Origin of the sequence: Candidatus Terasakiella magnetica, assembly GCF_900093605.1 — a bacterium.
Classification (GTDB): Bacteria; Pseudomonadota; Alphaproteobacteria; order Rhodospirillales; family Terasakiellaceae; genus Terasakiella; species Terasakiella magnetica.
Map to the genome: position 1 here is coordinate 164,376 of NZ_FLYE01000002.1, position 12,442 is coordinate 176,817.

At 43.5% G+C, this 12,442-nt stretch carries 15 protein-coding genes; 6 read left to right on the forward strand and 9 right to left on the reverse strand.

Annotated features, from left to right (window positions below):
• Positions 1 to 48 precede the first annotated feature (48 nt).
• Positions 49 to 474, forward strand: coding sequence for a bacteriohemerythrin (locus tag MTBPR1_RS03955; protein WP_069186253.1), 426 nt, complete (start codon positions 49 to 51; stop codon positions 472 to 474).
• On the forward strand, positions 471 to 1,475 hold the full coding sequence (locus MTBPR1_RS03960) for a response regulator (RefSeq protein WP_069186254.1): 1,005 nt from the start codon (positions 471 to 473) through the stop codon (positions 1,473 to 1,475). Before MTBPR1_RS03955 ends, MTBPR1_RS03960 begins: the two co-directional genes overlap by 4 nt.
• On the opposite strand, the gene MTBPR1_RS18065 is transcribed toward MTBPR1_RS03960, so the two are convergent.
• Positions 1,472 to 1,630 carry a hypothetical protein gene (locus MTBPR1_RS18065; RefSeq protein WP_165602609.1) on the reverse strand — a complete coding sequence of 53 codons (159 nt, stop codon included), beginning with the start codon at positions 1,628 to 1,630 and terminating at the stop codon, positions 1,472 to 1,474. The genes MTBPR1_RS03960 and MTBPR1_RS18065 overlap by 4 nt on opposite strands.
• A 113-nt stretch (positions 1,631 to 1,743) precedes the next feature.
• A complete protein-coding gene (gene asd, locus MTBPR1_RS03965; RefSeq protein WP_069186255.1) occupies positions 1,744 to 2,640 on the reverse strand; it encodes an archaetidylserine decarboxylase in 897 nt (298 codons plus the stop codon).
• Positions 2,641 to 2,924: 284 nt separating this feature from the next.
• Here asd and MTBPR1_RS03975 point away from each other — a divergent pair, with 284 nt between their 5' ends.
• On the forward strand, positions 2,925 to 4,190 hold the full coding sequence (locus MTBPR1_RS03975) for a hypothetical protein (protein WP_069186257.1): 1,266 nt from the start codon (positions 2,925 to 2,927) through the stop codon (positions 4,188 to 4,190).
• A gap of 77 nt (positions 4,191 to 4,267) precedes the next feature.
• On the opposite strand, the gene MTBPR1_RS03980 is transcribed toward MTBPR1_RS03975, so the two are convergent.
• From MTBPR1_RS03980 to MTBPR1_RS04005, 6 genes are read right to left on the reverse strand one after another with little or no spacing between them, the layout of a single operon-like run.
• Positions 4,268 to 5,092 carry a response regulator gene (locus MTBPR1_RS03980; protein WP_069186258.1) on the reverse strand — a complete coding sequence of 275 codons (825 nt, stop codon included), beginning with the start codon at positions 5,090 to 5,092 and terminating at the stop codon, positions 4,268 to 4,270.
• Positions 5,092 to 5,913, reverse strand: a complete 822-nt coding sequence (locus tag MTBPR1_RS03985; protein WP_069186259.1) for a response regulator — start codon at positions 5,911 to 5,913, stop codon at positions 5,092 to 5,094. Before MTBPR1_RS03985 ends, MTBPR1_RS03980 begins: the two co-directional genes overlap by 1 nt.
• A 4-nt stretch (positions 5,914 to 5,917) precedes the next feature.
• On the reverse strand, positions 5,918 to 6,919 hold the full coding sequence (locus MTBPR1_RS03990) for a sensor histidine kinase (protein WP_069186260.1): 1,002 nt from the start codon (positions 6,917 to 6,919) through the stop codon (positions 5,918 to 5,920).
• Positions 6,919 to 7,947, reverse strand: coding sequence for an adenylate/guanylate cyclase domain-containing protein (locus MTBPR1_RS03995; protein WP_069186261.1), 1,029 nt, complete (start codon positions 7,945 to 7,947; stop codon positions 6,919 to 6,921). The genes MTBPR1_RS03990 and MTBPR1_RS03995 overlap by 1 nt, the downstream gene beginning before the upstream one ends.
• Positions 7,948 to 7,949: 2 nt before the next feature.
• A complete protein-coding gene (locus MTBPR1_RS04000; protein WP_205631207.1) occupies positions 7,950 to 8,357 on the reverse strand; it encodes a DUF1987 domain-containing protein in 408 nt (135 codons plus the stop codon).
• Positions 8,357 to 8,911: a SiaB family protein kinase gene (locus MTBPR1_RS04005; RefSeq protein ID WP_069186262.1), complete on the reverse strand. Its 555-nt coding sequence runs from the start codon at positions 8,909 to 8,911 to the stop codon at positions 8,357 to 8,359. The genes MTBPR1_RS04000 and MTBPR1_RS04005 overlap by 1 nt, the downstream gene beginning before the upstream one ends.
• Positions 8,912 to 9,094: 183 nt before the next feature.
• Between MTBPR1_RS04005 and MTBPR1_RS04010 the strand changes: the two genes are divergently transcribed.
• The 3 genes from MTBPR1_RS04010 to MTBPR1_RS04020 all read left to right on the forward strand — a co-directional run bounded on the left by MTBPR1_RS04010 (position 9,095) and on the right by MTBPR1_RS04020 (position 10,043).
• Positions 9,095 to 9,289: a hypothetical protein gene (locus MTBPR1_RS04010; protein WP_126465001.1), complete on the forward strand. Its 195-nt coding sequence runs from the start codon at positions 9,095 to 9,097 to the stop codon at positions 9,287 to 9,289.
• Between the two features lie 103 nt (positions 9,290 to 9,392).
• A complete protein-coding gene (locus MTBPR1_RS04015; RefSeq protein WP_069186264.1) occupies positions 9,393 to 9,797 on the forward strand; it encodes a hypothetical protein in 405 nt (134 codons plus the stop codon).
• 27 nt (positions 9,798 to 9,824) lie between these two features.
• A complete protein-coding gene (locus MTBPR1_RS04020; protein ID WP_069186265.1) occupies positions 9,825 to 10,043 on the forward strand; it encodes a helix-turn-helix transcriptional regulator in 219 nt (72 codons plus the stop codon).
• Between the two features lie 75 nt (positions 10,044 to 10,118).
• Here the strand turns inward: MTBPR1_RS04020 and MTBPR1_RS04025 are convergent, their stop codons facing one another.
• A complete protein-coding gene (locus tag MTBPR1_RS04025; RefSeq protein WP_069186266.1) occupies positions 10,119 to 11,933 on the reverse strand; it encodes a DEAD/DEAH box helicase in 1,815 nt (604 codons plus the stop codon).
• Positions 11,934 to 12,442: the final 509 nt, after the last annotated feature.

Here is a 12,442-nt window from a genome sequence, read left to right on the forward strand (position 1 = left end):
GTTTTTGTAAAGCCAGATAATGCCAATGGGGGCAGAGACTTGAATAATATGGCAGACGGTATGGAACAACTCTTTTGGAATGAAAAAAAATACAGCGTTGGTTGCGATACAATCGATCAACAGCATAAACAGATTTTTGGCCTGATTAACCAGTTGTCAACCGCTTCAAGCGAGATGATCGACGATGAAATGATCATGGCGATTTTGGAAGAGTTGCTGGAATATTCACAAGAGCATTTGCGCTATGAAGAAGAAGTCATGGAAAAATGCAATTATGCTGATTTAGAAAACCATAAACAGCAGCATTGGCAATATCTGGAAAAAGTGTCGGCGCTTTCGGTTTCAGCAATGGGGGCTGAGAAAGAAGCAACAAAAGATATCGTTACTTTTTTGAATAAATGGTGGGGACAACATATTTTGGCGGAGGATATGAAATATCGTCCTGCTATTGAAAAAATGAAGGGCAAGATATGACTCTAATCCTCGTCGTTGAAGATGAAAATGATGTTCGCGAAGATATTATCGATCTTTTGGAGCTCAATGGCTATGACACCATTGAGGCCATTGATGGTGAAGATGGCATTGCCAAAATTCTCCAATATCGCCCCGACCTGATCATTTCCGATATCGGCATGCCTAATGTGGATGGGCATGAGTTTTTCACCAATTTGAAGAACGATCATCCAGAAATTGCGGGGATCCCCTTTATTTTCCTTACAGCCTTTTCTTCGCGTGAAAATGAAATCCGCGGCAAAGAAATGGGCGTGAATGATTTTCTGACCAAACCGATTGATTATGAGATTTTGCTTGCCAGCATCCATGCGCAGCTGGAATCAACCAAGCGCTCGTTGCAAAGCTACAGCATCACGATTAACGACTTTTTCAATAAGCTGGAAAGTGGCTGTACACAAGAAAATGATAAAGTGAAACAGGCGCAACTGGCCTGTGTGATTAAGCGTTATAAAGACCTGCTTGCCCGCATGAACCGCCCGATTGAGACTTTACAGAAAATATCTCGGGTGGATTATAAAATTAAGACCATTGCCGATGCGGAAAATGTGGCCTTGACCATGTCCCATCTTTTTCCTGTGAGCGATAGTGCTTTATTGGGATTGAATGAATTGCTGATTAATGCGATTGAGCATGGCAATCTTGGTGTTTGTTATGAAGGTAAAGGCAAGCTGCTCACAGAAGGGCGCTGGGAAGAAGAAATTAACAGACGCTTGGCAATGGATGAGTATAAAGACAAATATGTCTCTTGTCGTTTTGAGCATTTTGACGATCGCATTGAAGTGACGATTGAAGATCAAGGTAAGGGCTTTGATTGGCAGAAGTTTGTTGATTCTTGCCCAACCCGCATGTTGGACCTGCACGGTCGCGGGATTATGCTGACCTTTTCAATGGGCTTTGATGAAGTCGAATATCAGGGTTGCGGCAATAAGGTTGTTGCGCGCACCTATTTGAAAAAAGCTTAAGCTGTTTTACCGTGTGTCTCACCCTCAAACCATTTGCGAATGAGGTTGATGATGCGCCAGAGGCCTGAGACTTTAGGGTGTAGCTTTAAAGAGTAGGGAACGACTTTTAAATCAAGCTCGAATACCCGACTTGCTTTTCGTAATGTGCGTTTCATATTGCGTCCTTTCCTTATGGTGGAATGGAAAATGCCCTCTTTGTGATATTAATAATGACTCGCATATGAGAAAAAGGCAAGCTTTTATTGCCTGAAAGCTATTTAAGGATTTTTCAAGTGAGGAATCGTGCCAGTTCTTGGCCGACTTTAACAAGGGTTTCGCGCCCCTGTGCGCTGTTTTGAACAAGGTCATCACTAAACTGGATTTGGTCTTTTTCAAACACAACAACGACCGTTGAGCCACCAAATTTGAAATAGCCTTTTTCATCCATTTTAGAAACATCACCGGATGTGCAGGTGTTGACAATGCTGCCCACACCAAAAGCACCGACCTCAATAAAACAGTAAGTGCCGATATTTGCTGTTTCAATCAAGGTATAGCTACGTTTGTTGTCCCCAAATACATCTGGCCCGCTACCCAAGGCAATGGGGTTGACCGAATGAAGCGCGCCGTCAAGGTCTTTAGTTTGGGTAATGTGCCCCGCACAAGGGAAGTGGTAGCGGTGATAATCTGCCGGGCAAAGACGCACAATCGCCAAGGCCCCATCTTTAAAACGCTCAGAAATACCCGGCAGCATTTTCTCAATGCTAAAGGGGTAGCCTTTAACCGGAACAAACACATCTTTATCCAGCTTTGGAAAAACCAGCACACGACCATCAGCAGGGGAGGCAATGATCTTGTCATCCGTGCTAAACGGGCGTGCCTCGGGCTTTAAATGGCGAATGAAGAAGTCATTGAAAGAAGCAAAGCTTTCTTTAGGGGCGGCAAATTCGCTTTCATCAATGGAAAGCTCATCAATGGCCGCTTGGATTTTCCCTTTTGAAAAAGAGCTATCATACCACCAGCCCATCAGCTTGCTAATGGCGCTAGAGCGAAAAAGCAGCTTTTCAACCAAGCCTGAATTTGAATCCTGATAGGCCCAACGGATCCATTTTTCACCAAGCACAACTTCCTTAAAAGAGGTGCCAGTTTCACGATCAATAACGGTAATGGGGGTTGGGTTTGTCATCTATTTTCCTTAAGGAAACGACAGGGGCAAAAAGGGCCTGTTCAGGGCAATTTTCTAATGTGTTTAAAAAAGTTAGTCAAGTATAAGCCCAAAGAGGGAATTTATCTGCTCGAATATCTTCATAATTCTTTTGTTCCATTGACCGTTAGAATCTCGTATAAGTCCTTGTATTGCCTTGATTTGAGATGTGAATTGGTAAGACCTCTGATGTGTGGTCCATCCAAATTTGAGGCGCCAAAATTATTCGGCAGTGTTAACTCGCTACAAAGGAGGGATTTGAAGCTATGAGTGAACCCGTAACAAGTTCTATTGAAAAAGCCTTGGCCATGAACCTTGACCCGCTGCACTACGGCACGATCGTAGAAATCGGTGCTGGTCAGGAAGTTGCGCGCTGGTTTTTCCAAGCTGGTGCAGCTGCCGGAACAATTGCAAAATCCATGTCTGCTTATGATATGGTCTTTAGTGACGAGATTTATGGCGCAAGCCCAGATAAGCGATATGTATCGCGCAATCGTTTGGAGCAGATGCTGGAGCGTGAGTATGAACTGACGGTTGATCGGGTCGCAGACCATCGCTCAGAAGACTCGCGTTATTTTGCCTTTGCCAATACGGTTGCCGCCCAAGGCTATCACAAACGTGCAGAATGTCATGGTTGGTTGGGCATTAAATTACAGACAGAGCCTCAGCAAGAACCGGATGAGATTATCCTGCATGTACGTATGCTGGATGACACTAACCTTGAACAGCAAGAAGCCATCGGTATCTTGGGTGTGAACTTGATCTATGGGGCTTATCACTATGCTGATGATCCGAAAAAACTGATCAACAGCCTTAAAGACAATATGAAATGGGGCCGCATTGAAGTCGATTTGATCGAATTTAATGGTCCAAATTTTGATAAGATTGACAATAGCCTGATGGCGCTGGAACTGGTGCATGCCAGCCTTGTGCGTGCGGTGCTCTTTAGCCCTGAGGGCAAGGTCGTGATCCCGTCTGATGCGCTTTACAAACATCGCATTCTGGCTATGCGCGGCAAGTTTGAGACGGTAGAAGAAAAATCGACCAAACGCTTTAGCCATGCCAAAGCACGCTTCCAAAAACGTGAACCCAACGCACCGAAAAAAATTATCAGCCTGGCAGAGATGTCCATGTCTGAAGGCGCAAATGAGGGCACAGTTGATGTTGAAAACTTCCTTGCGCGTGTGAACCAGCTGTGTGATGCGGGCTATCACGTGTTGATTTCAGAACTTTATCGCTATTTCCGTGTGCGCCAATTCTTGGCTCGCTACACTCGTGAAGAAGTCGCTTTGGTCAGTGATGCCAAAGGCGTGCGCGATATTTTCCATGAAGAAAATTATGAAGGCCTTGCTGGTGGCGTTTTGGAAGGTTTGGGTCAGACCTTTACGGACAAGACCATTGCCTACATCTATCCCGATGATGAGAAGCCTCTGAGAATTAGCTCACTGCCCGTGACAGACCACATGCGTCCACTGGTTTCCTATCTGCATGATAATGGACAGATCGAGCTGGTGAAAGACTTTGAGGGATAAGTCCTCAAGCCTTAAAGTAAATTTCCCGATCTTGGGGAGTGGACTATTTAAACTTCGCAAAAGTGATGCTCATTAGATCACGCTATCTCTTGTGCATCACTTTGCGGAGGTATCATAACGCTAAACATATCGGTAATACGGTCTGCTGCAACAAGGTCCAGCAGGCGAGAGATTGTTTTGTTCCCCAGTGCATGACCTGCTGGCACAACAAGCATGCCATGGTCGGAATAAACCGGTTTTAACAATGTCATTCCTTCTTCCAGTTCATGGGCAGGGCACTCACGTTCATCAAGATCGTTGCCTTCAATCAAAATGCCGCGCGCCTTTAAATCCTCTTCACGTTCCTTGTCTTTGTCATTTTGCTTTTTAGCCTGCAAATCAAAAAGCCGCTGGATGAGTTTTCGAAGGGAATGATTAAACACAGCTCTACCCGGATTGTAGGTATCATCGCGTCGTTCTGCATGTTTGATTGGTGCTTGCCAATGGCGCCGATCCGGCCCGACATATGCTCTCGTCTCAATAAAGCCTGCTCGTTTTGTGATCAACCGATTGATCTGGGATGTTATATCATCTGCTGAAAAGGGCTTCATCAAGGTATAGTCAGCCCCCGCATCAATAAGCTTTTTTATATCATCTTCTTCATATGTATCAATCGATATGATCGTGCGAATATGACGGATGTGATCTTCGCGGGAATTACGGATCAGTTTGATGCAGATCAACGCATCCAGTGGTTTAACCGTGTCAGAACAGATGAAGAAATCGACCTTATCAGTCAATAAAATTTGCATGGCTTCTAAAGAGGAACGTGGCTCAAAAAGGGTATCAATTTCCATTGCCCTTAAAACCCCGCGCACCATTACCCTCATACCAGTATAAGGTTCCAGCAGCAGAACATTCATCAGTTGCTCTCCACAACCAAACGGCAACACCGATTAAGATCGCTCTGTTGGGTCTTAAGTAAATATGATCTCCCGTTCATTGATATGCTGGTTTGACCTTCCCCTATGCAGGCGTTGCTCAAAACCTCAGGTGCGACTTTGCGCAAAGGAAAGCCTACTAATTCCTTCATCTCCTTGCCCATAAGCTTGGCAAAGGCCAAATTGCACCGTTGTATGTGATCATCACGGCCCAACTGAAATAAAGCGGTCTCACTTAAATCAATCAAGTGCTGAATGGTTTGGTTATTTTGAGCCAAGAGACCATAGGCATCTTCACGGTATTCTTCCAAGGCCGTAATGTCAGTGTAGCTGCGCAAAGCACTCACCACCGTACTAAACAGACGCTCAGCGGTTAATTCTGTTTTGGCACGATAATCGTTAATATCATAAGCGAGGATAACATCCTGTTCTGGGGCTTGGCCGGGCTGGCCTGTTCGCAAAACGATCCGAACATTCTCATTGCCAAGATCGTCTCTAATTTGTCGGGCGCAATCAAGGCCTGCGTGGTCTGTCTCCATCACCACATCTAACAGAATAAGCGCAATATCATCTCGGGCTTTTAGAATTTCAATGGCTTCTTTTGCACTAAAGGCGCTTATGAATTCCAAGCCTCTGCCTTGATAACTAAAACGCTTTAACGCCAGTTTGGTTACATCATGGACACCAACCTCATCATCGACAACCAGCATCGCCCAGGGGGCAATTATCGGGGTATCAACTTGGGCTTGTTCTTCTTCGTCATCCAAGAGAAAATCATCATCATCGTCCCATGAAGTTACCATTTACTTATTCCTCTTTTAGAGCCTTAGGCAGTGCTATAACAAAACGGCAACCCATTTCATTTTTCGGTTGCTCAACCTTTATGTGACCCTGAAGTTTTGAAAAAACAATATTATGCACAATATGCAGCCCTAAGCCCGTTCCCCCGCTATCACGGGCTGTTGTAATAAACGGATCAAAAATTTTGCCCTGAACTTCAGCGGCAATTCCTTTGCCATTGTCACACACAGATAGTTCAATCTCATCACCCGTCTTCAGGGAAATCTCGATCATCCCTTTTAAACGGCCTTCTTCAAAACCATGTTTATATGCATTAAGTACAAGATTGGTGATCACTTGACTGAGCGGGCCGGGATAAGTGGTGATGGGGATCGCGACAGGGCTGTTTTGAAAAATGACTTGAACGTTATGCCCTGTTAAAACAGGCTTGAGACTGCGCACAATACTTTTTACATAGGCACGAAGCTCAATGTCACGTTTATCGTCAATGGCTTGATCAACAGAAACAGCCTTGAAGCTGGAAATGAGCTCAGAAGCTGACTGACTGTGACGCTCAAGAAGGTCACAGGTTTCCTGCGCGCTCACCATATAGCGTGCGACATCTGATTTTTTTGCTTTGGCATTTTGAATAAGCTGATTGAGGTGATTGGTTTCTGAGCGTAAACTTGAAGATGACGTCAGGATAATCCCCAAAGGCGTATTGAGCTCATGGGCAACACCTGTAACCAGTTGGCCTAAAGAAGCCATTTTTTCGGCCTGAACCAGTTCTTCTTGTCGACGCTCTAACTCTTTTTTCTGTCGCTTAATCTCTTCACCAGCGTCACGAAGTTTTAGCTCATTGCGATCTGACAGGTTAATCAACCGTTTGGCATGTTTTGATAATTTTTTATATTCACCCAGTAAAGACTGAAACTGCTTTTGACTGTCTTCATCAAAATGGCCTTTTTCAAGCGCTGTCTCGGCTACCTTGATTATTTCGTTTTCTTTTTTAAAGAGGTCGAAATCCATCAGCCGTTCTTTACCCGCTCAATCAGGGCTTCAAGTTCGTTGACGATTTCGTCTTCTTGGCCTTGCGGGATTTTATCAATATCCAACAAACAGGTTAGGCCGGGGCGCTCTTTATGAATAAAACTGCGTGTTTTATCTAGATCATCATAAATCCCCTGCACAGCAAAGGTGCGCACATCACGTGCAATACCCTTTACCTGGATCGGCTCGCGCTCTTGTGCATCAACGATATCTTTAACCAATGCATGGGTTTCTGAGGATAATAAAATACCATCACTGTCGCTGGCTTGTTCTAATCGGGCAGCCAAATTCACTTCACCACCGATGATGGTGTAATCCATACGGTGGTCACTGCCAAAATTACCCACATTACAATAGCCCGTATTGATGCCCACACGCATCCGAAATGGTTTATCAAACCCTTTATGAAGCCACATATCTTTGAGGTCTTCCATTTTCTGCTGCATCTCAATGGCCATACGCACACAGGCTTTGGCATCTTCAATCACACCGTTGCTTTTTGGGTCCCCAAAAAACATCAACATGGCATCCCCAATGAATTTATCAATGGTTGCCCCATGTTTTAGGGCAATGGTTGTCATGGCGGTAAAATATTTATTCAGCAGATAGTTCAGGTCTTCTGGCTGTAAATTTTCACTGGTGGCGGTGAAGTCTTTTAAATCGCTAAAGAAAACAGTCAGTTTCTTTCGCTGTGTTTTCAAGCTGACTTCTGTATCACCGGAAAAAATAGAGTCATAAATCTGCGGGGACAGATATTTGGATAGACTGTTTGATAAGCCTTCCAGCATCTTATTTTTTTCATCAAGACTATGGGCTAATTTATTGAGCTCTGCTTCATTACGATCGCTAAGCCTTACCAGCCGTTTTGTTGATTTGAACAATTTCTCATAATCTTTGAGAAGCTGTTGATAGTCATCTTTAAAGGCTTCGGGCAACTCCTGCGTATTTAATAAAACCTTGGCTTTATCGATGATCGCTTTTTCTTTTTTGAAAATCTCAAAAGCCATGTTTAATCAACACTCACTGTGACCAGTTCAAACTCGGCATGTTCGAGGTCTTCCCCATATTCTTCCCCGAGCTCTTCCATATTGTCATCATCTTCTTCAAAAAGCCATTTTATCTGAACGTTGCATCCGTTTTCAGCGCTTTCATCTAAAAGGTCAAAGATACCCATAAGAATTTTTGCTGTGGAACTGTTGAAATAAATCAATTCAAATTGAAAATGAAGTGTAGAGCTCTCCTGAGAAGATAAATGTTTTTCAAGTGCGTCCATCAAAGGGCCATAAAACTCGTTAACATCCTCTGGATAGGACTCCCCTTTGATCAAGAAAGAATTTTCATCAAAGTTAAACAGTATCTCTGGTGAGCGCTCCGTGGCTGCTCGCTTGATGCTATCCATTGTTTTCATGACTTTCATTATACATAAGCTTTAATGCTGAAATAGCTGCGGTTGTCTTCAACCGGGATGAAGTCAAACTCAAATCCTTTTTTAGCGCGTCTTGCGATGTCAATAAATCCAACACCAGCCCCTTTGCTGCCTTCAGGGGTTTCGCCTCTCAAGGTTTCTTTATAAAGCTTTTTTAAACCATCATTGTCTAACTGCTGGATATGTTTCAGGTTTCCCCCAAGGCGTGTCACATCCTCTCCTTCAATCAGGTTTGAACAGGAAACAAAGAAGCTACTGTCTTTATAGCCAACCGTGAGAACGCCGTAGCGGAGTTCTTTTTGAGTATCGTCTGAAATAAGCTCCTCTTTCTCAGCGGAGTATCGAATAACATTTTGGACCTGCTCAACAAATAAGGAAAAAACACTGCGCGCTATCGTCTTATCAGCATCTTCCAATTCCAGTTTCATACGGATTGCTTGGCCTATACCGCTTAGGATATCTTCTGTCATATAACCGCTATAACAGAAAAGTATCCCTTTTTCGGCTAGGATATTTCGAAATTCGTACATGTCTTGCGCTAGCATATAAATGCTCCTTTAGCTGACAAGTAAGCCTCAAGCTTATCTTATTGGATAAAAGAATAGCTTTTTTTTCTAATGCTTATCAATAAACTTCTTTGCTCATATGTAATCTCAGACCTCATTTATGCCTATCCCCCTGTGTTAGGCCCTTGAGAATTTTTATATAAGTCGTGTATAGTTAAGCCCATGTCTATATTGTTTCGCAAAATTGCAAATTACGCCGTACAGAAAATTGCTTCTGATCCTGTTGCGCGCCAACAAGCAACAGATGCGGTGCGTAAAGTCAGTAAAGAGGTCAGAACAATCGCAGCCTCTGATGATAGTGCTTATGAAACTGGGCGTAGCGTGCGACGGGTCTTAAATCGGTTTAAGAACGACTAGCCAGAGACAAACCATAACAAGCCTATTTTATGAGTTTGCGTCCTAGGTCTTTTTTTATTGCCGTGTTATATAGCTGCGCAAACTCCACAACAGGTCAATATCCATGCATATATTTAAGCTCACACCGAAGCCGCAAAGCGACTATCGTTTGGAAGTCAAAGAGATCAAACAGAAGTGCAAGCTGGAAAAGCATGGCTATCGCCATAACAAAATCGTCTATGGTTTTTCTGAGAATCTTGATGACATTGAAGGCCTACAGACCCTTGGTCTGAACATTGAAGAAATTACCTTTGATGAGGCGCAGCTGGCGCTGAGCACTGCATTGGCAGAACGTGCCCGTGCCAAATCAAAGATAGACCATATCCTTCACGATCGTGAATTCAATGGCGCAGAAAATGCCGACCAAGAAGCCATGGCCCAACAAAAGCTCACAGACCTAAACGATACAATTCAAGAGACAAAAACAAGCCTCGGCATAAATGGCACTGTCAAAGCCCTGAAATTCTAAGCCGCATTAAAAACGAAAGCAGTCGATATGACAAAATTAGCCCCAAAAGTAAGACCCGATATTTCCGATTGGACAGCCGCTGACCTTAAAAAATGGCGCGAAGACCACGCATTTTCTCAAGCAGAAGCCGCCAGCGCCATCGGTATTGGCCGCCAGACTTGGCTTAAGATGGAAAATGGCAAAAAATCCGTCGATTTGGTCTTTTATCTCGCTTGTCGCGGGTATGATGCAGAGAAAAATAAATAAAGCCACTGTATATGGGACCATGAACAATTAAACAGCGCTCAAGACCGGGTGCTGCTTAATTGAAACAGTTAGTCATTAGGCTTTAAAATAGGGTAGGTTGTCTTGTGAAGAACAGCCAAGCATTGCGATGCGTTCAGCTATTTTAATTGATTTTTGGTATTTTCGTTCATTCTCACGGGGGCTGTGCGTGGATAAGGTTGTGCCGCACAGTGATATTCCATAATGCGCCTGAAGGGTTCGAATTCTTTTTCCTTCCAGCATACCATCCGCAATTAAGTTCAGGTCAAAATCTTCTTGTTTTTTGATCTTGAATTTATTTTTGACAATATAGGCCCGAATACGCGCTTCAGCAGCTAGGGCTTGTTCCCAATAATCGGTCTCTGAGTCTGTTTCATCACCGGAAACTTCAGAAAAAGCCATACAGAAACTGAGGAAAACACGCTCTTGGTCTGTTGCTGTTTTCCAAGCCGTAGAGCCAAGGCTTTCCCAAATGGACAGGTTCATTTCTTCATAAACTTTAGGAATGCGAGTGAAGAATAATTGATGCAAGCCGTTTTCGTTTAAGGTGCTATCAAGCTTCAATTCTTTATAAATGTCCGTGGCTGCATAAGTGTTGCAAACAGGGCAGGTGTCATTCTCATAAGCATCTTTTTTATAAATATGAGAGCAGCGTCTTTTATTTTCTAATTCATTTTTGCACAGTAAATAGGTCTCGCTATTATCTTCATCATCGTGCTGCTGCCCAATCCAGTTAAACCGGTTTGAGAATTTCATATTAGAGCGTCGATTGCTCCATAGGTTCCATTTTAATTTTTCTACCGGACCAAATGTACTCCAGTTGGAACTCACATCGATAATCACACAGGATGTTTTTCCCGGTGCAGAACGCAACCCGCGCCCAACAGACTGGCCCCACAAGACCTTTGATAAAGTCGGGCGAAGATGCACGATAATATTACAATGGGGGTTATCCCAACCTTCTGCCAAAACACCCACTGAAACCATGGCCTCAATCTCTCCATTTTCATGTTGAGATAAAAGCTGCATGCGCTCCTTAATGGGGGTTCCTGCCGTAATAAGGGCCGCATTAATACCAAAAGACTGAATGCGCTCTAATGTGCTGTTTGCGACACTGACATCAGAACAAAACCATGCAGATATAGGTTTTCCTGAGACTCTTTCACGTTCTTCGTTATAGCTCCATGTGGCATAATCAATCATTGAAGATTTAATGATCGCAGGTGCGAGCTTGGTCACAGGAAAGTCGCCAGAACTGGTATCTATATTGTTTAACTCTAAATCATGCACGAAATGTGCGCGGTATCTTGGCTGAACAAGAACGCCTTCTTCAATGAGGTCATTAATATTTGCACAGTCAATGATCGCATCAAAAGCAAGATTAAGCTGGTCGCGCTGGTCATTTGTATTGCGCTCAGGCGATGCCGTTAGCCCCATGAAATGGGCACCATCTTTGCCACATGTATTAAAGTTATCAATAATGCGTTTGTAGGCAACCCCATTGGGGGAGACGCGGTGGGCTTCATCCACGATGACAAGGTCTGCTTTTGAGATTGCATCGGCGAGCATTTCTTTTGCGCGCATATTTGTTGAAAGTAAGATGTCATAATCTTCAAAGGCACGACCTGCATCGGCTGCCACAAGTTTTTTAACATTGTGCTTTTTGCTTAAGGTGGCTTCGAGCTGTTCTAGTAAAACCAGCCTGTGGCAGAGCACAATAATTTTCTTATCTTTGTAGAACCGTTCGATAATCTCACTGGTCAGAATAGTCTTACCTGCACCAGTTGGCGCTTTCAGGATGAACTTCTGATATTGGCTTAATATCAATGGAAATTCATCTATGATTTTTTGCTGCCAGTTTCTAAGGTGCATTAGGTGCCAATGTGTTGAATGAGTTCTATTGGGATAGATATATACTGATAGCTAGATGGTTTCTAGAAAATAAAAAAATGCCCCAAGCATTTCTGCTGGAATGTTCATTAAGTATTTGATTTTCTGGAAGGTTGCGGCCCTGCTCATGTTGTGTTGATCCAGCAGGGCTTTAAAGGCCTCTAGAGGCCAACGGAAGTAATAGATGTTCAACGTGACTGTACTAGATATGATGGTGTACGCATGAATGTTTCCCTAATGCGTCTGCCTATAGGGAAGTCATATCTAAGTCATTTTTTTGAAAGGGAATGGTACCCGATTCCGGACTTGAACCAGGGACACGCGGATTTTCAATGCGATTCTTTTTGTTTAATTACAATGACTAAAGTGTCTGATTTTCGATTTGAGCTCATTGTTGTTCGTTATGGGTTCTCAAAAGTGTTTAACTTTTGGGCTACAAACCAACTTAAGGCAGAAGTTTTCAATTGTATCACCTATATCTGCCCTTAGCC

What these genes read in the sequence shown, in the direction of transcription:
- MTBPR1_RS03955 (WP_069186253.1), top strand. Translation starts at nt 49, where the DNA reads ATGGCAGACGGTATGGAACAACTCTTTTGGAATGAAAAAAAATACAGC.
- MTBPR1_RS03960 (WP_069186254.1), top strand. Translation starts at nt 471, where the DNA reads ATGACTCTAATCCTCGTCGTTGAAGATGAAAATGATGTTCGCGAAGAT.
- MTBPR1_RS18065 (WP_165602609.1), bottom strand. Translation starts at nt 1,630, where the DNA reads ATGAAACGCACATTACGAAAAGCAAGTCGGGTATTCGAGCTTGATTTA.
- asd (WP_069186255.1), bottom strand. Translation starts at nt 2,640, where the DNA reads ATGACAAACCCAACCCCCATTACCGTTATTGATCGTGAAACTGGCACC.
- MTBPR1_RS03975 (WP_069186257.1), top strand. Translation starts at nt 2,925, where the DNA reads ATGAGTGAACCCGTAACAAGTTCTATTGAAAAAGCCTTGGCCATGAAC.
- MTBPR1_RS03980 (WP_069186258.1), bottom strand. Translation starts at nt 5,092, where the DNA reads ATGAATGTTCTGCTGCTGGAACCTTATACTGGTATGAGGGTAATGGTG.
- MTBPR1_RS03985 (WP_069186259.1), bottom strand. Translation starts at nt 5,913, where the DNA reads ATGGTAACTTCATGGGACGATGATGATGATTTTCTCTTGGATGACGAA.
- MTBPR1_RS03990 (WP_069186260.1), bottom strand. Translation starts at nt 6,919, where the DNA reads ATGGATTTCGACCTCTTTAAAAAAGAAAACGAAATAATCAAGGTAGCC.
- MTBPR1_RS03995 (WP_069186261.1), bottom strand. Translation starts at nt 7,947, where the DNA reads ATGGCTTTTGAGATTTTCAAAAAAGAAAAAGCGATCATCGATAAAGCC.
- MTBPR1_RS04000 (WP_205631207.1), bottom strand. Translation starts at nt 8,357, where the DNA reads ATGAAAGTCATGAAAACAATGGATAGCATCAAGCGAGCAGCCACGGAG.
- MTBPR1_RS04005 (WP_069186262.1), bottom strand. Translation starts at nt 8,911, where the DNA reads ATGCTAGCGCAAGACATGTACGAATTTCGAAATATCCTAGCCGAAAAA.
- MTBPR1_RS04010 (WP_126465001.1), top strand. Translation starts at nt 9,095, where the DNA reads ATGTCTATATTGTTTCGCAAAATTGCAAATTACGCCGTACAGAAAATT.
- MTBPR1_RS04015 (WP_069186264.1), top strand. Translation starts at nt 9,393, where the DNA reads ATGCATATATTTAAGCTCACACCGAAGCCGCAAAGCGACTATCGTTTG.
- MTBPR1_RS04020 (WP_069186265.1), top strand. Translation starts at nt 9,825, where the DNA reads ATGACAAAATTAGCCCCAAAAGTAAGACCCGATATTTCCGATTGGACA.
- MTBPR1_RS04025 (WP_069186266.1), bottom strand. Translation starts at nt 11,933, where the DNA reads ATGCACCTTAGAAACTGGCAGCAAAAAATCATAGATGAATTTCCATTG.